Here is a 20,636-nt window from a genome sequence, read left to right as displayed (position 1 = left end):
CGTTTCCGGGCGGGCCGCGGCGCTGCCGGACATCGGCGCTGGAGGGGAGGCGGTGTCGGCGCTCCTGCCCGTGGGACACCCCCGGGAGGGGAGGGGCTCCACGGCTGGAGGGGCGGTCTCGTGGCACGGAGCCGAGGTCGGACCGACCGTGGATCCGCGACCGTATGGACTCTCGCTGTGCTCGCCGTGCTGTGTGTGGTCTTCGGCGCCGTACTCGCCCTCGGGCAGGCTGTCCTGGCCCGGCACCGTGCCGCCGGGGGTGCCGACCTCGCGGCACTCGCGGCCGCGGACCACTGGACGGACGGCACCGAGGCGGCCTGCGCCCGCGCGGACCGGTTGGCGCGGGCACAGGGCGCACGGTTGGTGCGGTGCGTGGTGGTGGGGGAGGTGGCGGACGTGACGGCGGCGGCGGGACGGGGACCGTTCACGGTGGAGGTCCGGGCCCGGGCGGGACCTGCGGGGCCGGCGCTGCCGGGGGAGGCGACGGTGGCCTCCCTGCCCCGCCCCAGGGCGGCCCCGCGCCGCACCGCCTACTCCGTCCGCTCTCCCGACTCCCTCTCCTCCGCCGTCCCGCCGTTCTCCACCGGGCTGTCGTCCTTCGCCGTCCCGCCGTCCTCCGCCGGCGCGCCCCGCAGCAGTTCCGTCAGGAGCCTGAGCGCGCCTCTCTTGTGCAGAGGGTCGTTGCCGTTGCCGCACTTGGGGGACTGGATGCAGGACGGGCAGCCGGCCTCGCACTCGCAGGAGGCGATGGCCTGGCGGGTGGCCGTCAGCCAGGAACGGGCCGTGTGGAAGGCACGTTCGGCGAAGCCCGCGCCGCCGGGATGGCCGTCGTAGACGAAGACCGTGGGGAGGAGGGTGTCGGGGTGCAGGGGGATCGAGACGCCGCCGATGTCCCAGCGGTCGCAGGTCGCGAAGAGGGGCAGCATGCCGATGGACGCGTGCTCGGCGGCGTGCAGGGCTCCACCGAGGATCTCGGGATTGATGCGGGCGGCGTCCAGTTGGTCCTCGGTGACCGTCCACCACACGGCCCGCGTACGCAGCGTACGAGGAGGGAGGTCGAGCTTCGACTCGCCCAGTACTTCACCGGTGATGACGCGTCGGCGCAGGAAGGAGACCACCTGGTTGGTGACTTCGACGGAGCCGTAGCACAACCGGCCTTCACCCCAGGGGATTTCGACGTCCGTCTCCAGCACGGAGATCGCCGTCGTGTCGCGGGCGACCGTCGTGTACGGCGGATTAGCCTCTTCGACCAGGGCCACCGAGTCCTCCAGGTCCAGGGAGCGCACCAGGTAGGTGCGGCCCTGGTGCAGATGGACCGCTCCCCCGTGAACGGTCGAGTGGGCGGCGCCTTCGTCGACCGTGCCGAGCAGACGGCCCGTGCCGGACTCGACGATCTGGACCGGGCGGCCGCCTCCGCCCCGGATGTCCGTGAGGTCGGCGGCCCGCTCGCGGCGGGTCCAGTGCCAGGCCTTCGTCCGGCGGCGCAGCAGTCTCGCGGCCTCCAACTGGGGCAGCAGTGCCTCGGTCTCGGGGCCGAACAGTGCCAGGTCCTCTTCGGTGAGGGGGAGTTCGGCGGCGGCCGCGCACAGGTGCGGGGCGAGGACGTAGGGGTTGTCGGGGTCCAGGACGGTCGATTCCACCGGTCGGTCGAACAGGGCTTCCGGGTGGTGGACGAGGAAGGTGTCCAGCGGGTCGTCCCGGGCGACCAGCACGGCCAGCGCTCCCTGACCCGATCGTCCCGCCCGCCCTGCCTGCTGCCACAGCGAGGCGCGGGTACCGGGGTATCCGGCGATGAGGACGGCGTCCAGACCCGAGACGTCGATCCCGAGTTCGAGGGCGGTCGTGGCGGCCAGACCGAGGAGTTCACCCGAGTGCAGGGCTTGCTCCAGAGCACGGCGTTCCTCGGGGAGGTAGCCGCCGCGGTAGGCCGCGACACGCCCGGACAGTGAGCGGTCCACCTCGGCGAGGCGTTCCTGGGCGATGAGGGAGATCAGCTCCGCGCCGCGCCGGGAGCGGACGAAAGCCACGGTGCGGACGCCCTGGACGGCCAGGTCGGTCAGGAGTTCAGCGGTCTCGGCGGTGGCGGTGCGGCGGACGGGAGCGCCCCTCTCGCCCCGCATCTCGGTGAGCGGCGGCTCCCAGAGGGCGAACACCAGTTCGCCGCGTGGTGAGGCGTCGTCGGCTACCTCGACCACCGGGAGGCCGGTGAGGCGGCCGGCGGCCACCGAGGGCTCGGCGGACGTCGCGGAGGCCAGCAGGAAGACGGGGGAGGCGCCGTAGCGGGCGCACAGGCGGCGCAGGCGGCGCAGCACCTGGGCCACGTGGGAGCCGAACACGCCGCGGTAGGTGTGGCACTCGTCGATGACGACGTACTTCAGCGATTTCAGGAAGGAGGACCAGCGGGGGTGGGACGGCAGGATGCCGCGGTGCAGCATGTCCGGGTTGGTGAGGACGTAGTTGGCGTACTGGCGGATCCACTCGCGTTCCTCGACCGGCGTGTCGCCGTCGTACACCGCCGGGCGTACCGCGGTGCCCAGCGGTTGTGAAAGTTCCTTCACGGATCGGCACTGGTCCGCCGCCAGCGCCTTGGTCGGCGCGAGGTACAGCGCCGTGGCGCCACGCCCGTTCGGCGCCTGGGAGCCGTCCAGGAGGGTGGACAGGACCGGTACGAGATATGCCAAAGACTTGCCTGAGGCGGTTCCGGTCGCGACGACCACCGACTCGCCGTCCAGGGCGTGCTCCGCGGCCGCGGCCTGGTGCGCCCAGGGATGCTCGATGCCGCAGGCCTGCAGGGCCGCGACGACCTCCGGACGAATCCGGTCAGGCCAGACGGCATGGCGGCCCGCGCGCGGGGGCACATGCTCCGTATGAGTGATGCGCGACGCCCGGCTCGGTCCCGGGGCGAGCCGGTCCAGGATCCGGCCCGGCGACAGGCGGGGCGCGGGCTGTGCCGGGGATCGATCGGATCGGTGATTCTTGGCCATCGGCACCGAGTGTGTCACTGGCGTGACGGACAATGGAGCCAAGGCGTCGTGCACGCCTGCCGGTAAGTGATTGAATGCCATCGCGGCTGGCGTACCGTCCCGGGGGCTCCTGCTCAGGTGTTCCGAGGGACGACCGCTCGATAGCAAGGTGCTGGAGGATCCGTGGACCTGTCCCTGTCGACCCGTACCGTCGGCGATCGTACGGTCGTCGAGGTCGGTGGCGAAATCGACGTATATACCGCGCCCAAGTTGCGCGAGCAGCTGGTCGAGCTGGTGAACGACGGCAATTTCCACCTTGTCGTCGACATGGAGGGCGTGGACTTCCTCGACTCCACCGGGCTCGGCGTGCTGGTCGGTGGCTTGAAGCGGGTGCGTGCCCATGAGGGCTCGCTGCGCCTGGTCTGCAACCAGGAGCGCATTCTGAAGATCTTCCGCATCACCGGTCTGACCAAGGTGTTCCCGATTCACACCTCGGTCGACGAAGCGGTCGCGGCCACCGACTGACCACCCCGTCCGGGCCCGTGTGGCCCGGACGGCCCAGTTGAACACACCGGGGTACCGGGCTTTCGGCAGCCCGGCCCCCCGACAGCACGCCCGTAGTTCCGAGGGGGATGCATGGCCACCGTTGAGCTCCGCTTCAGCGCGCTGCCCGAGCACGTCAGGACCGCCCGACTGGTGGCGGCAGCGGTGGCGCGCAGGTCCGGAGTGGACGAGGCCGTTCTCGACGAGGTCCGGCTCGCCGTCGGTGAAGCCTGCTCCCGTGCCGTCGGACTCCATCAGAGCGGTGGCATCACCGCCCCGGTGAAGGTGTCGCTCATCGAGGAGGAGAAGCAGTTCTCCATCGAGGTGGGCGACGAGGCTCCGCGCGTCGCGCCCGGCGACCGGGTGCCGGGCTCCGGTGAAGTCGACGCGGACGTCGAGGAGGACGAGATGGGCCTCGCGGTCATCAGCGGCCTCGTCGACGACGTGGAGGTGACCGCCGGCGAACACGGCGGGCTGATCCGCATGACGTGGCCGACCGCGCCGTCGGCCGCGGCGCTCGGCTGACCCCGGCGCTCCCCGTCCGGCCCACCGGACACACGCGTACCCGAAGGGCCCCACGAGGTGGGGCCCTTCGGCATGTGCGCAGGTGCGACGGCGCGCTTACAGTGGTGCCAGCAAGTGAATCTTGAAAAAGTGAATCTTGCCGGGCGGACAAGTGAATCTTGCCGGATTTTCGTGAATCCATTCACGAACGACAATGCTTTGAGGGCATTACCGTGACGGATTTTCGCGCGAAGGCGAATTCCGTTTGCCGCACACTGTTTTGATCAGGTTCCGGTACCTAGAATCCGTCCACATCTTGAGCTCAGCCCAAGCGTCAAGGAGGACGAATGGCGGGGCTTTCTCTCCCTCATCGGTTGGACCACTCCACAACCCTCGCGGCCGCAGTGCTGACCGACGGCAACCGACTCCTCGTGGTGGTCATCGGGTTCGTCGCACTGGCCGCGCTCGTGGTCGCGGGCGTGCTGCTGCGCCAGGTGCTCGCGGCGGGCGAGGGCACCGAGAGCATGAAGAAGATCGCGGCGGCGATCCAGGAGGGCGCCAACGCCTACCTGACCCGGCAGTTGCGCACACTCGGCGTATTCGCAGTCGTGGTGTTCTTCCTGCTCATGCTGCTGCCCGCGGACGACTGGAATCAACGTGCCGGACGATCTATCTTCTTCCTGGTCGGCGCGGCGTTCTCGGCGGGCACCGGCTATATCGGCATGTGGCTCGCCGTGCGCAGCAATGTGCGGGTCGCCGCCGCGGCCCGGGAAGCGACTCCGGCGGAAGGGGAACCGGAAAAGGATCTCACGGCCGTTTCGCACAAAGCGATGAAGATCGCATTTCGCACGGGCGGCGTGGTCGGCATGTTCACGGTCGGGCTCGGTCTGCTCGGCGCCTCGTGCGTGGTGCTGGTGTACGCGGCCGACGCGCCGAAGGTGCTGGAGGGCTTCGGTCTCGGCGCGGCGCTCATCGCGATGTTCATGAGGGTCGGCGGCGGCATCTTCACCAAGGCCGCCGACGTCGGTGCCGACCTGGTCGGCAAGGTCGAGAAGGGCATCCCGGAGGACGATCCGCGCAACGCCGCGACCATCGCCGACAACGTGGGCGACAACGTCGGTGACTGCGCGGGCATGGCGGCCGACCTCTTCGAGTCGTACGCCGTGACGCTGGTCGCCGCGCTGATCCTCGGCAAGGTGGCCTTCGGCGACGCCGGCCTCGCCTTCCCACTGCTCGTGCCCGCGATCGGTGTGATCACGGCCATGATCGGCATCTTCGCGGTGGCGCCGCGCCGCTCCGACCGCAGTGGCATGTCCGCGATCAACCGGGGCTTCTTCATCTCCGCGGTGATCTCGCTCGTGCTGGTCGCCGTGGCCGTGTTCGTCTACCTCCCCGGCAGGTACGCCGACCTGGACGGCGTCACCGACGCGGCGATCCTGGGCAAGGACGGCGACCCGCGCGTCCTGGCCGTCGTCGCCGTGGCGATCGGCATCGTCCTGGCCGCCGTCATCCAGCAGTTGACCGGTTACTTCACCGAGACCACGCGCCGCCCGGTGCGCGACATCGGCAAGAGCTCGCTGACCGGTCCGGCCACCGTCGTCCTCGCCGGCATCTCCGTCGGCCTCGAGTCGGCCGTGTACACCGCCCTGCTGATCGGCCTGGGCGTGTACGGGGCGTTCCTGCTCGGCGGTACGTCGATCATGCTGGCGCTGTTCGCGGTGGCGCTGGCCGGCACCGGCCTGCTCACCACGGTCGGTGTGATCGTCGCGATGGACACCTTCGGACCCGTCTCCGACAATGCGCAGGGCATCGCCGAGATGTCCGGCGACGTGGAGGGGGCGGGGGCGCAGGTGCTCACCAACCTCGACGCCGTCGGCAACACCACCAAGGCCATCACCAAGGGCATCGCCATCGCCACGGCCGTGCTGGCCGCGTCGGCGCTCTTCGGGTCGTACCGCGACGCCATCACCACCGGCGCGCGGGACGTCGGCGAGAAGCTCTCCGGGGACGGCGCGCCGATGACCCTCATGATGGACATCTCGCAGCCCAACAACCTGGTCGGCCTGATCGCGGGCGCGGCGGTCGTCTTCCTCTTCTCGGGGCTGGCGATCAACGCGGTGTCGCGTTCGGCGGGTTCCGTGGTCTACGAGGTGCGGCGGCAGTTCCGGGAGAAGCCCGGGATCATGGACTACAGCGAGAAGCCCGAGTACGGCAAGGTCGTCGACATCTGCACCAGGGACGCCCTGCGGGAACTCGCCACGCCCGGACTGCTCGCGGTGCTGGCGCCGATCTTCGTCGGGTTCACGCTCGGCGTCGGCGCCCTCGGCGCGTTCCTCGCGGGCGCGATCGGCGCGGGCACGCTGATGGCGGTGTTCCTCGCCAACTCCGGCGGTGCCTGGGACAACGCCAAGAAGCTCGTCGAGGACGGCCACCACGGCGGCAAGGGCAGCGAGGCCCACGCGGCGACCGTCATCGGCGACACCGTCGGCGACCCCTTCAAGGACACCGCGGGACCCGCGATCAACCCACTGCTGAAGGTCATGAACCTGGTGGCGCTGCTCATCGCGCCCGCGGTGATCGAGTTCAGCTACGGCGACGACGAGAACCTCGGCGTACGGGTCGCGATCGCGGTCCTCGCGCTCGTGGTGATCGTCGGCGCGGTCTACGTCTCCAAGCGGCGCGGCATCGCCATGGGTGACGAGGACAACGCCGCCGAACCGGCCAAGTCCACGGATCCGGCGGTGGTTTCGTAGGGGCCGGGAACGGCCCGCAGCTCAAAGGGCGGGCGGACGGCACGTGGTGACGCGTCGTCCGCCCGCCCCGCTGCGCGCGGGCCCGGGTCGTGAGCCTTCTCTCTCTTGGTATAAATGGCTTCATTTATTTTCATAGCGGACATTCGTTCTGGGGTTGTCACCCGGTCGGCGTGTATGTTCCGGGGCCGAGAGCCATGGAAGGGACCGATCCGGTGAACAAGAAGCTCGCGGCCGCACTGTCCGGCGGTGCGGTACTCGTACTGGCGTTGTCGGGATGCAGCAGCAGCGACGACGGCGACAAGGAACTCGACGCCTGGGCCAAACAGGTCTGCGACGCGCTGCCCGCCCAGGACGCGAAGGTCGACGCGGCCAACGCCGCGATCAAGAGTGCCGCCACCGACAACAACGCCCCGGCGAATGTCCAGAAGACCGACTCCCAGGCCTTCCAGGACATGTCCGATGCCTACAAGGCGCTCGCGCAGGCCATCCAGAAGGCGGGGCCGCCGCCCGGTGTCGAGGGCGGCGAGAAGAAGAAGCAGGACGCCGTGACCGCCCTGAACGGCCTGTCCACCTCCTACGCCGGCCTGAAGAAGCAGGTCGACGCGCTCGACACGAAGGACCAGGGGAAGTTCGCCGACGGACTCCAGGACATCGCCACCGAACTCGGCAAGCTCAGCAAGAGCGGCAACACCGCGCTGAAGAAACTCGAGGAGGGCGACGTCAAGTCCGCCATGGCCCAGCAGGACAGCTGCAAGAAGGTGGCGGCCTCGTCGTCGGCCGGGGCCACGACCAGCTGACGGCCGGGGCCGGCCGGGGCGGGGCGCGCGGCCCGCCCGCGGGACACAATGGGGGCGTGAGTAACGCCACCCTGTCCCCCCTGCCCTCCGCCGGCCACCCCGACGTCGCCGCCCGGCTGCGCGAGACCCTGCTCGCGGCCTCCTTCACCGCCGACGGCCTCCTCGACCTGCTCGGCGCCCCCGCGTACGCGGCCCTCGCGCGCAGCGAGACCGTGCCCGCGCTGCGCGCGACCCGCGGGGACACGCCACTGGAGACGCTCGTCCGTCTCTTCCTGCTCCAGCAGCCGGTGCCGTACGCGCGCGTGGAGGACGTGCTGCCCGTGCACGCGTGCGTGGAGACCGGCTGGCTGACGCGCGCGGGCGCGGACGACGTCGCCGCGACCGTGGACGTACGCCCCTACGGCGGGCCGGACGGCGAGGACTGGTTCATCGTGTCCGACCTCGGCTGCGCCGTCGGCGGGGCCGGCGGCGTCGGCAGCCGCGCCGAGGGTGTCGTCCTGGGCGTCGGCGGGGCGTCCACCACGCTCGCCGGGATCACCGTCCGCACCCCGGTCTCCGCCGCGCTGGACCTGGGCACCGGCTCCGGGATCCAGGCCCTGCACGCCGCCCGGCACGCCACGCGCGTGACGGCGACGGACCTCAACCCGCGCGCGTTGCACATCACCGCGCTCACCCTGGCCCTGTCCGGCGCGCCCGCCGCCGATCTGCGCGAGGGTTCGCTGTTCGAACCGGTCCGCGACGACGAGACGTTCGACCTGATCGTGTCCAACCCGCCGTTCGTGATCTCTCCGGGGGCCCGGCTGACGTACCGCGACGGCGGGATGAGCGGGGACGATCTGTGCCGCTCGCTCGTTCAGGGAGCGGGGGAACGGCTGAACGTGGGCGGGTTCGCGCAGTTCCTCGCCAACTGGCAGCACGTCGAAGGGGAGGACTGGCAGGACAGACTCAGGTCGTGGGTGCCGCGCGGATGCGACGCGTGGATCGTGCAGCGCGAGGTGCAGGACGTCACGCAGTACGCCGAGCTGTGGCTCAGGGACGCCGGTGACCACCAGGGCGACCCGGCGGAGTACCGCGCGCGGTACGACGCGTGGCTCGAGGAGTTCGAGGCGCGCAAGGTGAAGGCCGTCGGCTTCGGCTGGATCACCCTGCGCAGGACGGCGTCCGACGAGCCCGTCATCACCGTGGAGGAGTGGCCGCACTCCATCGAGCAGCCGCTCGGCGACACGGTCAGGGCCCACTTCGAGCGGGTCGACTACCTGCGCGGGCACGACGACGCGGCCCTGCTGGCGGGGAACTTCCGGCTCGCCGCGGAGGTCGTGCAGGAGCAGGTCGGGCTGCCCGGCGCCGAGGACCCGGAGCACGTGGTGCTGCGCCAGCACCGCGGCATGCGCCGCGCCACCAAGGTGGACACGGTGGGCGCCGGGTTCGCCGGCGTGTGCGACGGCTCGCTGAGCGCGGGCCGGATCCTGGACGCCATCGCGCAGCTCGTCGGCGAGGACCCCGTCCTGCTCCGCGACCGTACGCCCGCGCAGATCAGACTGCTGGTGGAACAGGGATTCCTCGAGCCGGCCTGAGCCGCCTGGGAGCTAAACAGGTCAACATCTTTCTCTCACCGGCACTTCGCGATCACCGGCGGCCGAACCGTGCTCACGGATCACGGAAAAGCGGTGGGACGAGAACGGCGGGGGAGAACGGCGGGGGAGAACGGCGGCACCGGGAAGACCGGGATCCGCGGCATCGAATTCGAGGTGCCACGGGTGCTCACCCGGCGCGGAGGCCGTCGCCGCCCGGTCGCCCGACCGATCGCCTCTCTGCCCGGCCGCCCGGACAAAGAGGGCCGCGCGTCCTGGACGGATGTGAGGACCGTCGCATGTGCCGCTCACGCCCGCTCCTCGCAGCTGCTTCTCGCGCCCACCGCTCGTGCCCGCCGCTCGTGCCCGCCGCTCGCCCCGGCCGCCGTACGACCCGCCGGCGACCCGTCGCCCCCGTCCGTGGGCCCGGCGTTCACCTCGGGTTCGTCCGGGCGCTGCCCGTGCGTGCCAGTCTCCGGGCGACGGGACACGCGCGGGTGGGAGAGAAGGAGCGCGGGCGATCATGGAGAGTGGACCGGCGATCTTCACCGGGATGGTGTTCGCGCTGCTCGGGGGCGGTCTGCTCGTGTGGACCGCGGTGCGCGTGCGGCAGCGGCAGCCCGTCGCCCAGGGGGTGAGCCCTGTCGCATCGGCGACCGTCGCGACGCTCACCGCGGTCGTCGCGCTCGCCGTCGGCGCCTGGTGCCTCGCCCGCGTCTGAACCGCTTCCGGGGATCTAGTCCATGCCCTGGTGAGATCCGCGCAAGGGGTCGGCGGAGGATAACCGACAGACGCCGCTCCGGTGCGCGGAAAAGAGCCGGTGGACACTCCGGGCGGCAGGAATGGCGGTAGTCGGGTTACCGTTCGAGTGGCCGTTGCGGGCTTTTCCCGTTTGACACGGGGGCGGGATGTACCGTCACACTCCGCAGCGTCACCATGACCCGACCCCGGGAGCAAGGCCTGGGGAGGCCCCAGAGTCGACCGGAGAGAAGAGCGAAGTTGTCCCCGACCAGCGAGACCGCGAAGGGCGGCCGCCGACTCGTCATCGTCGAGTCGCCTGCCAAGGCGAAGACGATCAAGGGCTATCTCGGCCCCGGATACGTTGTCGAGGCGAGCGTCGGGCACATCCGCGACCTCCCCAACGGTGCCGCGGAGGTGCCGGAGAAGTACACCGGTGAGGTCCGCCGCCTCGGCGTGGACGTCGATCACGACTTCCAGCCCGTCTACGTGGTCAATGCCGACAAGAGGGCCCAGGTCAAGAAGCTCAAGGACCTGCTGAAGGACTCCGACGAGCTGTTCCTCGCCACCGATGAGGACCGCGAGGGCGAAGCGATCGCCTGGCACCTCCAGGAGGTGCTCAAGCCCAAGGTCCCGGTCAAGCGGATGGTCTTCCACGAGATCACCAAGGCCGCGATCCAGGCCGCCGTGGCCAACCCTCGCGAGCTGAACCAGAAGCTGGTCGACGCCCAGGAGACCCGCCGCATCCTCGACCGTCTCTACGGCTACGAGGTCTCGCCGGTCCTGTGGAAGAAGGTCATGCCGAAGCTGTCGGCGGGCCGGGTGCAGTCCGTCGCCACCCGACTCGTCGTGGAGCGGGAGCGCGAGCGCATCGCCTTCCGTTCCGCCGAGTACTGGGACCTGACGGGCACCTTCCTGACCGGCCGGGCGGGAGACTCGTCGGACCCGTCGTCGCTGGTGGCCCGCCTCCAGAGCGTCGACGGCAGGAGGGTCGCGCAGGGCCGTGACTTCGACTCCCTGGGACAGATCAAGAGCGCGAACACCCTCCACCTCGACGAGGCCGCCGCCCGCGCGCTGGCCGCCGCCCTGGAGAACACCCGGTTCTCGGTGCGGTCCGTCGAGTCGAAGCCGTACCGGCGCTCGCCGTACGCCCCGTTCCGTACGACGACGCTCCAGCAGGAGGCCTCGCGAAAGCTGGGCTTCGGTGCGAAGGCGACCATGCAGGTGGCTCAGAAGCTGTACGAGAACGGCTTCATCACCTACATGCGTACGGACTCCACGACCCTGTCGGACACGGCGGTCAACGCCGCCCGCGCCCAGGTCACGCAGCTGTACGGCGCCGACTACCTGCCGGCGCAGCCGCGGACGTACGCCGGGAAGGTCAAGAACGCGCAGGAGGCGCACGAGGCGATCCGCCCCTCGGGTGATCGTTTCCGCACGCCTGCCGAGACCGGCCTGACCGGCGACCAGTTCAAGCTGTACGAGCTGATCTGGAAGCGGACCGTCGCCTCCCAGATGAAGGACGCGACCGGCAACAGCGTCTCGGTGAAGATCGGTGGCACCGCCGCCGACGGCCGGGACGTCGAGTTCGGCGCCTCCGGCAAGACGATCACCTTCCACGGCTTCCTGAAGGCCTACGTCGAAGGCGCCGACGACCCGAACGCCGAACTGGACGACCGCGAGCGTCGTCTCCCCCAGGTCGGCGAGGGCGACGCGCTCACCGCCGAGGAGATCACGGTCGACGGGCACGCCACCAAGCCCCCGGCCCGCTACACCGAGGCCTCGCTGGTCAAGGAGCTGGAAGAGCGCGAGATCGGCCGCCCGTCGACGTACGCGTCGATCATCGGCACGATCCTCGACCGCGGTTACGTCTTCAAGAAGGGCACGGCGCTCGTCCCGTCGTTCCTCTCCTTCGCCGTGGTCAACCTCCTGGAGAAGCACTTCGGGCGGCTCGTCGACTACGACTTCACCGCCAGGATGGAGGACGACCTCGACCGCATCGCCCGCGGTGAGGCACAGGCCGTGCCGTGGCTGAAGCGGTTCTACTTCGGCGAGGGCACGGGCACCGGCGGAGCGGCCGAGGCGGGCAACGGTGACGGGGACCACCTCGGCGGCCTCAAGGAACTGGTGACCGACCTGGGCGCGATCGACGCGCGCGAGGTGTCGTCGTTCCCCGTGGGCAGCGGCATCGTGCTGCGGGTCGGCCGCTACGGTCCCTACATCGAGCGCGGCGAGAAGGACTCCGAGAACCACCAGCGGGCCGACGTCCCCGAGGACCTCGCCCCGGACGAGCTGAGCGTCGAGTACGCGGAGGAACTGCTCGCCAAGCCGAGCGGCGACTTCGAGCTGGGCGCCGATCCGCAGACGGGCCGTCAGATCATCGCCCGGGCGGGCCGCTACGGCCCGTACGTCACGGAGGTGCTCCCCGAGGGCACCCCGAAGACGGGCAAGAACGCCGTCAAGCCGCGCACGGCCTCGCTGTTCAAGACGATGTCGCTGGACACCGTCACGCTGGAGGACGCCCTCAGGCTGATGTCGCTGCCGCGCGTCGTCGGCACGGACGCCGAGGGCGTGGAGATCACCGCGCAGAACGGCCGCTACGGCCCGTACCTCAAGAAGGGCACGGACTCGCGGTCGCTCCAGAGCGAGGACCAGCTCTTCACGATCACGCTCGAAGAGGCGCTGGAGATCTACTCCCAGCCCAAGCAGCGCGGCAGGGCCGCGGCCAAGCCGCCCCTGAAGGAGCTGGGCCAGGACCCGGTCAGCCAGAAGCCGGTCGTCGTCAAGGACGGTCGCTTCGGGCCGTACGTCACCGACGGGGAGACCAACGCGACCCTGCGCTCCGGCGACAGCGTCGAGGAGATCACCCCGGAGCGCGGCTACGAACTGCTCGCCGAGAAGCGGGCGAAGGGGCCCGCCAAGAAGACGGCGAAGAAGGCGCCCGCGAAGAAGGCCGCGCCGGCCAAGAAGACGGCTGCCAAGAAGACCGCCGCGAAGACGGCCACGGCCGCGAAGAAGATCGCGACCAAGACCGCGACGAAGAAGGCGACGGCGTCCAAGGCGGCCTCGACGGCGGCTCCGGAGGACTGAGCCGCGCCGCGGTTCCCCGGAAGCCGTTCACAAAACGCACGCCCCGGCATCACTTTGGTGTCGGGGCGGACGTAGGTGTGGACGGGCTCTCCGGGCCGTCGGTGGCTGCCGATAGGCTGAAAGCATGACGCGAGCCGAGCAGCCAACGGCCCACCCGCCGGCCCCGGACGACGCCCTGGTGGCGGACTCCCGAGAGCGCGCCGTACGCGCACTGTTGCGTGAGCCGCAGCTCAGGCGGCTGTGGAGCGCACAGTTGGTGAGCGGCGTCGGTGACGCCCTCGCCCTCCTGGTGCTCGTCCTCCTCGCCCTCCAAGCGGCCATCGCCGAGGGCGCGTTCGGCGGCGGCTACCGGGGCGTGGCGTTCGCGGTCGCGATCGTCTTCGCGGTCCGGGTGCTCGCCACCGTGCTGTTCGGCGCCGTCCTCCTCGGTCCGCTGACCTCCCTCACCTCGCCGGACGGACCGCTGGACCGCCGCTGGACCATGGTCGGCGCGGACGGTGTGCGGGCCGCCCTGCTGATCGTCGCGCCCCTGTGGATCGACTGGACGCCCGACGACGCCCTGGCGCTGCTGCTGGTCACCGTCTTCGTGACCGGTGTCGCCGAGCGCTTCTGGACGGTCGCCCGCGAGGGTGCCGCCCCCGCGCTGCTGCCCGCCCCGCCGCTGGAGGGCGCGACGGTACGGCCGCTGCCCGACCACATGGACGCCCTGCGCCGGCTGTCCCTGCGGACCACCTTCCTCGCGATCCCGCTGGCGGCCGTCACCCTGGTCGTCGCCGCACTGTTCAACAACCTTCTGGGCGCCGGCATCGACTGGTTCGGCCAGCACCAGGCGGCCCTCGCCTCGTACGTCGCGGGCGGGCTGTTCGCCGGCTCCCTGTCCGTCGTGGTCTTCCTCGAACTGCCCGGCACCCGTACCCCCCGCGCGCGGTCCCCGCTCGAGGGGCTGCGCCGTCCGCGGACGGCCACCGGTGCCGACGCGGGGCGCACCGGCGCCATTCCGGTACTGGTCCTGGCCTGCGCCGCCGTGGCCGGGGCGATCTCCGCCGCCGTCGCCGTGGCGGTGCTGCACGCCACGGACCTGGGCGGTGGCCCGGTGCTGTACGGGCTGCTCGTGCTCGCGCTGACCGGCGGCGTCGCCGTCGGCGTCCGTACGGCGCCGAAGGTGCTGGTGACGCTGTCGCGGCGCCGGCTGCTCGCGCTGGCGATCGCCTTCACCGGCGTGGCCCTGCTCGCGGCCGGACTGGTCCCGGACGTCACCACCGTGCTGCTGATCACGGCCCTGGCAGGTGCCGGCGCGGGCGTCGCCGCCAACACCGGGCACGCGCTGCTCGACCAGGAGACCGAGGACCAGCGCCGCACGCGCTTCACGGAGCACCTGCACACGGTCGTACGGGTGCTGGTGGCGCTCGGCGCCCTGATCGCCCCGCTGGTGGCGGCGCTGATCGGGCCGCACCGGCTGGAGAACGGCAAGTTCGTCTTCGCCCACGGCGGAGCCGCCTTCACGCTCATGCTGGTCGGCGCGCTGCTGCTGCCGGTGGCCGCGCTGGTGCTCGCCAAGGTCGACGACCGCTCCGGCGTCCCCCTGCGCAACGACCTGCGGGACGCGGTGCTCGGCGGCGACGACCCGGTGCAGGCACCCACGACGAACGGTTTCTTCATCGCCCTGGAGGGCGGCGACGGCGCCGGCAAGTCCACCCAGGCAGAGGCCCTCGCCGAGTGGATCAGGGCCAAGGGCCACGAGGTCGTCCTCACGCGCGAGCCGGGCGCCACGCCCGTGGGCAAGCGGCTGCGGTCGATCCTGCTCGACGTCTCCAGCGCCGGTCTGTCGCACCGGGCGGAGGCCCTGCTGTACGCGGCGGACCGCGCGGAGCACGTCGACACCGTCGTCCGGCCCGCCCTGGAGCGCGGCGCGGTCGTCATCACCGACCGGTACATCGACTCGTCCGTGGCCTACCAGGGAGCCGGCCGTGACCTGTCCCCGACCGAGATCGCGAGGATCTCGCGCTGGGCGACGAACGGCCTCGTGCCGCATCTGACGATCCTGCTCGACGTCTCCCCGGAGACCGCCCGCGAGCGCTTCACGGAGGCGCCGGACCGCCTGGAGTCGGAGCCGGCCGAGTTCCACGCGCGCGTGCGTTCCGGCTTCCTCACGCTGGCCGCCGCCGACCCGGGCCGCTACCTGGTCGTCGACGCCGGCCAGGAGCCCGAGGCCGTGACCACCGTCGTACGCCACCGGCTCGACCGGGTGCTGCCGCTCTCCGAGGCCGAGATCAAGGCCCGGGAGGAGGCGCGGCGCAAGGCCGAGGAGGAAGCCCGCCGCAAGGCCGAGGAGGAGGCCGCCCGCAAGGCCGAGGAGGAGCGCCTGGAGCGGGAGCGTCAGGAGCAGCTCGCCAAGCTGCGCGCCGAGGAGGAGGAGCGCAAGCGGCGCGAGCTGGAGGAGGCGCAGCGGCGCGAGGCCGAGCGGCAGGCCGAGGAGGCCCGGCAGCGTGCCGAGGAGGCGCGCCGGCGCGCCGAGGAGGAGCGGGTGCGGCTCCTCGCGGAGGAGAAGGCCCGCGCCGAGGAGGAGGCCCGCCGCAAGGCGGAGGAGGAGCGGCGCCGCAAGCAGGCCGAGGAAGAGGCCCGGCTGCGCGCCGAGGCCGAGGCGCAGCGCCTGGAGAAGCAGCGCAAGGCCGAGGAGGCGCTGCTGCGGGCCGAGGAGGCGCGGCGCGCGGCGGAGCAGGCCGCCGCCGCGGCCCAGACCCGGCTCCGGCCCGCCCCGCCCGCCACGCCCGCGGTCGCCCCGGACGCGCCGACCGAGCCCACGCCGGTGGTCACCCCGACGAACGCGTCGGGCGGGCCGGTCGAGGACACCGCCGTGCTGCCCCCGGTGCGGATGGACAAGGATCCGGTCGAGAACGCGGCCGACACGACGCCGCCGATCGCCGGGAAGTCCGCGGCGCGGGTGTCGGACGCCGAGGTGACGACCGAGCTGCCGCAGCCGCCGGCGCCCGCCGGGGCCGCGGACGAGACGGCCGTGCTGCCGCCGGTGCGCGGCGGGAGCACCGAGGACGAGACGGCCGTACTGCCCGCGGTCTCCGCGGAGCAGCCCGACGGCCGGGTGCCGCGGGGGTACTTCCGTGACGAGCGCGCGGCGCGGCCGGACGGGACCGAGGACAGTACGCGGGAGCTGCCGCAGGTCGACGAGACGGGCGCGCCCCGTCAGCGGCCGCGCTCGGACTGGGCCGAGGAGACGCCGCTGGACGACCTGCCGTCGCTCGCGGACGAGCTGCTGGGCCCGCACCGGGACGACGACTCCGACGAGGGCCGCGGGCGGGGCCGGCGGCGCTGACGCCGGTGCCGTGGGCGGGGCCGGCGGCGCTGCCGTCCCTGCCCCGGACGGGGCCGGCGCCGCTGACGCCCGTGAGCGCCGGACCGCATTGTCAGTGGCTGCCCGCACAATGGAACCGGCAAGGCGCAGGGTGATCCGCGGCGCGGACCGGCCGGCGCCGCGGGACGCGAACGTGACGGAAGGGCGGCGTGGGCCATGACCGTGTGGGACGACCTCGTCGGGCAGGAGAAGGTGAGCGAGCAGCTCGCCGCCGCCGCCCGGGACGCCGACGCGCTCGTCACCGCGGCCGCGGCCGGCACCGCGCCGCCCGAGGCGTCGAGCATGACGCACGCCTGGCTGTTCACGGGGCCGCCCGGCGCCGGCCGGATCCAGACGGCCCGGGCGTTCGCCGCCGCGCTCCAGTGCGTGAGCCCGGACCGGGCGCTCGGCGGGGTCCCCGGCTGCGGCTTCTGCGACGGCTGCCACACGGTCCTCGTCGGCACGCACGCCGACGTCTCGACGGTCGCCGCCGTGGGCGCGGAGATCCTCGTCAAGGACATGCGGGACACGGTCCGCAAGTCGTACACCGCCCCGGCGACCGGACGCTGGCAGGTCATCCTCGTCGAGGACGCCGAGCGGCTGAACGAGAAGTCGGCCAACGCCGTCCTCAAGGCCGTCGAGGAACCGGCGCCGCGCACCGTCTGGCTCCTGTGCGCGCCGTCCATCGAGGACGTCCTGCCGACGATCCGCTCCCGCTGCCGGCACCTTAATCTGCGCACCCCCTCCGTGGACGCGGTCGCCGACATGCTCGTACGGCGCGAGGGCGTCGATCCGGCCGTCGCCGCGGCCGCCGCCCGCGCCACCCAGGGACACGTCGACCGGGCCCGCCGCCTCGCCACCGACCCGGCGGCCCGCGAGCGCCGCGCCGCCGTGCTGAAGCTGCCGCTGCGCGTCCAGGACGTCGGCAACTGTCTCAGGGCGGCGCAGGAACTCGTCGACGCCGCCGCCGAGGACGCCAAGCAGCTCGCCGAGGAGCGGGACGGCAAGGAGACCGACGAGCTGAAGGCGGCGATGGGCGCCGTGCAGGGCGGCCGGATGCCGCGCGGCACGGCGGGCGTGATGAAGGACCTGGAGGAGATGCAGAAGCGGCGGCGCACGAGGACGCAGCGCGACAGCCTCGACGTCGCGCTCTCCGACCTCACCGCCTTCTACCGTGACGTCCTCGCCCTCCAGCTCGGCTCCCGCATCGCCCTCGCCAACGTGGACGCCGAGGACACCCTCGAGCGGCTGGCCCGCGCCGGTACCCCCGAGTCCACCCTGCGCCGTATCGAGGCGATCGCCGCCTGCGGAGAGGCCCTCGACCGGAATGTGCCTCCGCTGCTCGCGGTCGAGGCGATGACGATGGCGCTGAGAGCGGGCTGAGGGCGGCGCGGAACGACCGGCGCCGGGTTGAGGGGCGATCGGTGGGTGCCTGAGGGCGGGGCCGAGGGGCCGGTGGCCGGGTGGGGCGGGCAGGGCGGTTGACGGGGTCACTCGTCCGTGGCAGTTGGCGCACGCTCCGCTTTTGCGTGGTTGCTCACGGTTACGCTCGCTGGATGCACACCAGGCGCTCCCCCCACCGGTTCCGCACCGGCGTCACGCTCCTCTCCTTCGCCGCCCTGCTGGTGTCGGCCTGCTCCCCCGGGGGCTCGACGAGTTCGGCCGGCCCGGCGACCGCCCGTGCGGCCCTGGTCGCGCTTCCGCGGGCGACGCCGTCCGCGCTGGCGCCGTACTACGGGCAGAAGCTGAGCTGGCGGGACTGCGGCGTCCCCGGCTTCCAGTGCGCCACGATGAAGGCGCCGCTCGACTACGCCCGGCCCGGCGCGGGTGACGTCCGGCTCGCCGTCGCCCGCAAGAAGGCGACCGGCCCGGGCAAGCGGCTCGGCTCGCTGCTGGTGAACCCGGGCGGCCCGGGCGGCTCGGCCGTCGGCTACCTCCAGCAGTACGCCGGCATCGGCTACCCGGCCCAGGTCCGCGCCCGCTACGACATGGTCGCCGTCGACCCCCGCGGCGTGGCCCGCAGCGAACCCGTGAAGTGCCTCGACGGGCGCCAGATGGACGCGTACACGCAGACCGACGTCACTCCCGACGACCGGCGGGAGACCGACCGGCTCGTCGGCTCCTACAAGAAGTTCGCGGAGGGCTGCGGCGCCCGGTCGGCCAGGCTGCTGCGGCACGTCTCCACCGTCGAGGCGGCCCGCGACATGGACATCCTGCGCGCGGCCCTCGGGGACCGGAGACTGACGTACGTGGGGGCGTCGTACGGGACGTTCCTCGGGGCGACCTACGCGGGGCTGTTCCCGGAGCGGGTGGGGCGGCTCGTGCTGGACGGTGCGATGGACCCGTCGCTGCCCGCCCGACGGATGAACCTGGACCAGACGGCGGGGTTCGAGACGGCGTTCCGGTCCTTCGCGAAGGACTGCGTGCGGCAGCCGGACTGCCCGCTCGGCACCAAGGCCGGGGAGGTCGGCAAGAACCTCAAGGCGTTCTTCGGCCGGCTCGACGCCCGCCCGCTGCCCACCGGCGACGCGGACGGCCGCAGGCTCACCGAGTCCCTCGCCACCACCGGCGTGATCGCCGCGATGTACGACGAGAGCGCCTGGGAGCAGCTGCGCGAGGCGCTGAACGCGGCGATGCGCGAGAACGACGGCGCCGGTCTGCTCGTCCTCTCCGACAGCTACTACGAACGGGACGCCGAGGGTGGCTACGCCAACCTGATGTTCGCCAACTCGGCCGTGAACTGCCTGGATCTGCCGGCCGCGTTCAACGGCCCCGACGAGGTACGCAAGGCGCTGCCCGCCTTCGAGAAGGCGTCTCCCGTCTTCGGCGAGGGCCTCGCCTGGGCCTCCCTGAACTGCGCCTACTGGCCGGTCGCGCCCACCGGGGAACCGCACCGCATCGAGGCGAAGGGCGCGGCGCCCATCGTCGTCGTCGGCACCACCCGCGACCCGGCGACCCCCTACCGCTGGGCCCAGTCCCTGGCCCGCCAGCTCTCCTCGGCCCGTCTGCTCACCTACCGCGGCGACGGCCACACCGCCTACGGCCGCGGCAGCACCTGCGTCGACTCCGCGATCAACGACTACCTCGTCCGCGGCACCCCTCCGGCGGACGGAAAGCGCTGCTCGTAGCCCCGCGGCCACCTCGGGACGGAGGCCTCGCGGGGTGGTTCGGAGCACTCTCGGAAACTGTGTAGACTTACCGACGTTGCTGATCGCACCATAGGTGCGCACGGCGCGCCGCCTTAGCTCAGATGGCCAGAGCAACGCACTCGTAATGCGTAGGTCTCGGGTTCGAATCCCGAAGGCGGCTCTGTGAAAGCCCCAGGACTCACTCGCCGTGACCTGGGGCTTTTGCTTTTACCGGATGTGGCGGCTCCGCTGCGACCGTGCCGTGTGGCGACGAGCGGACCGCGGAGCTCATTGGATTCCTCAGGCGTCGCAAGCCGGTGCTCGACGCGCTGCACTCGACGCGCTGCGGAAGGCGGGGGCGTCGGTGAAGGTCGACGTGTCGGCGTTGCCGGGTCGGGATCGGAGCTCCACATCTCGCCGGGCGTTCTTGCGGGGCTCGCAGAGCTGGGAGTCCCTCTCACCTTCACGACGGTCCGGGAGCCCGGGGAGGACGAGGAGGACCCGCTCGCCTGGCTGGGCTGAACCTCCTGAGGAGCGCGCCTGGTGGAGGTGCGTCACGCAGGCGCGCCGTCGTCGGCAGGACCTGGCAGGAAGCCGTGGCCCGGTGCCCGCCGCTCGCGGTCAGCGGGGCACGGTGAACTCGGACGTGCGCGGGGTGAACTTCGTGTCTCCGTCCTTGGCCGTCGCCAGGGTCGAGACGTGCCAGGTGCCCGGCGCCAGTTCGGCCGCCTCCGCCTTCGTGACCTTCAGGGTGTAGGTGCAGCGGGACGTGTCGTCCGAGGTGCTTCGGCAGGTCGCGCTCTCCACGGACCTCATCTCCGCCTCGGTCGGGTCCAGGTCGGAACTCGCCGGCCAGGCCAGGACCTTCAGGCCCCGGACGCCGGAGTCGTCGCTCACGTCCGCGGTGAAGGTGAGCGAGCCGGCCTTGGCGTCGGTCGGGGGGACGTAGCGGGTCGAGGCGTTCTCGACGGTCAGCTTCCCGGACTGCGTCGAGGCCACGGCGAGACCGGCGGCGGTTCCGCCGAGGACGACGACACCGACGATCGACGACACGATGACGCGCTTGGACATGGAAATCCCCCTGGGATCGGTCGTGCAGGAGAGGTGGACACAACTGGAGAGGTGCCCGAGCGGGTCGGCTGCGGAGCGCCTTCTCGATGTGATCGAGCCTATGGGCGGGGCGGTGCGCGGTCCTCGGGCGGC

12 protein-coding genes, 1 tRNA gene and 1 pseudogene are annotated in these 20,636 nt (G+C 72.0%); 12 read left to right on the top strand and 2 right to left on the bottom strand.

What is annotated here, in order from left to right:
• Positions 1-120 precede the first annotated feature (120 nt).
• A pseudogene (locus ACGFQC_RS09545) lies at positions 121-468 on the top strand (Rv3654c family TadE-like protein); the annotation flags it as partial.
• Between the two features lie 62 nt (positions 469-530).
• Here the strand turns inward: ACGFQC_RS09545 and ACGFQC_RS09540 are convergent.
• A complete protein-coding gene (locus ACGFQC_RS09540; RefSeq protein WP_363087411.1) occupies positions 531-3,065 on the bottom strand; it encodes a DEAD/DEAH box helicase in 2,535 nt (844 codons plus the stop codon).
• Positions 3,066-3,146: 81 nt separating this feature from the next.
• Here ACGFQC_RS09540 and bldG point away from each other — a divergent pair, with 81 nt between their 5' ends.
• From bldG to ACGFQC_RS09485, 11 genes are all read left to right on the top strand, one after another.
• Positions 3,147-3,488, top strand: a complete 342-nt coding sequence (gene bldG / locus ACGFQC_RS09535) for an anti-sigma factor antagonist BldG (protein ID WP_009189842.1) — start codon at positions 3,147-3,149, stop codon at positions 3,486-3,488.
• Positions 3,489-3,599: 111 nt separating this feature from the next.
• A complete protein-coding gene (locus ACGFQC_RS09530) occupies positions 3,600-4,031 on the top strand; it encodes an ATP-binding protein (RefSeq protein WP_363087410.1) in 432 nt (143 codons plus the stop codon).
• Positions 4,032-4,357: 326 nt separating this feature from the next.
• Complete coding sequence (locus ACGFQC_RS09525; protein WP_363087409.1) at positions 4,358-6,763, top strand: sodium-translocating pyrophosphatase; 2,406 nt, start codon at positions 4,358-4,360, stop codon at positions 6,761-6,763.
• 194 nt (positions 6,764-6,957) lie between these two features.
• Positions 6,958-7,560, top strand: coding sequence for a small secreted protein (locus ACGFQC_RS09520; protein ID WP_363087408.1), 603 nt, complete (start codon positions 6,958-6,960; stop codon positions 7,558-7,560).
• Positions 7,561-7,616: 56 nt separating this feature from the next.
• A complete protein-coding gene (locus tag ACGFQC_RS09515) occupies positions 7,617-9,134 on the top strand; it encodes a methyltransferase (RefSeq protein ID WP_363087407.1) in 1,518 nt (505 codons plus the stop codon).
• Positions 9,135-9,654: 520 nt separating this feature from the next.
• Complete coding sequence (locus ACGFQC_RS09510) at positions 9,655-9,852, top strand: hypothetical protein (RefSeq protein WP_363087406.1); 198 nt, start codon at positions 9,655-9,657, stop codon at positions 9,850-9,852.
• Between the two features lie 278 nt (positions 9,853-10,130).
• A complete protein-coding gene (gene topA, locus ACGFQC_RS09505) occupies positions 10,131-12,959 on the top strand; it encodes a type I DNA topoisomerase (RefSeq protein ID WP_363087405.1) in 2,829 nt (942 codons plus the stop codon).
• A 124-nt stretch (positions 12,960-13,083) separates the two neighbouring features.
• Positions 13,084-16,287, top strand: coding sequence for a dTMP kinase (gene tmk, locus ACGFQC_RS09500; protein WP_363087404.1), 3,204 nt, complete (start codon positions 13,084-13,086; stop codon positions 16,285-16,287).
• 195 nt (positions 16,288-16,482) lie between these two features.
• Positions 16,483-17,688 carry a DNA polymerase III subunit delta' gene (locus ACGFQC_RS09495; protein ID WP_363087403.1) on the top strand — a complete coding sequence of 402 codons (1,206 nt, stop codon included), beginning with the start codon at positions 16,483-16,485 and terminating at the stop codon, positions 17,686-17,688.
• A gap of 173 nt (positions 17,689-17,861) precedes the next feature.
• Positions 17,862-19,433, top strand: coding sequence for an alpha/beta hydrolase (locus ACGFQC_RS09490; protein ID WP_363087402.1), 1,572 nt, complete (start codon positions 17,862-17,864; stop codon positions 19,431-19,433).
• A 107-nt stretch (positions 19,434-19,540) separates the two neighbouring features.
• Positions 19,541-19,614 (top strand) — tRNA-Thr (locus ACGFQC_RS09485).
• A gap of 440 nt (positions 19,615-20,054) precedes the next feature.
• Here the strand turns inward: ACGFQC_RS09485 and ACGFQC_RS09480 are convergent.
• On the bottom strand, positions 20,055-20,504 hold the full coding sequence (locus tag ACGFQC_RS09480) for a DUF5707 domain-containing protein (RefSeq protein ID WP_363087401.1): 450 nt from the start codon (positions 20,502-20,504) through the stop codon (positions 20,055-20,057).
• Positions 20,505-20,636 lie beyond the last annotated feature (132 nt).

Origin of the sequence: Streptomyces sp. NPDC048734 (assembly GCF_043198675.1) — a bacterium.
In the GTDB taxonomy this organism is placed as follows: domain Bacteria; phylum Actinomycetota; class Actinomycetes; order Streptomycetales; family Streptomycetaceae; genus Streptomyces.
The sequence above is the reverse complement of the archived record's forward strand: the minus strand, read 5'-3'. Positions and strand labels throughout refer to the sequence as shown.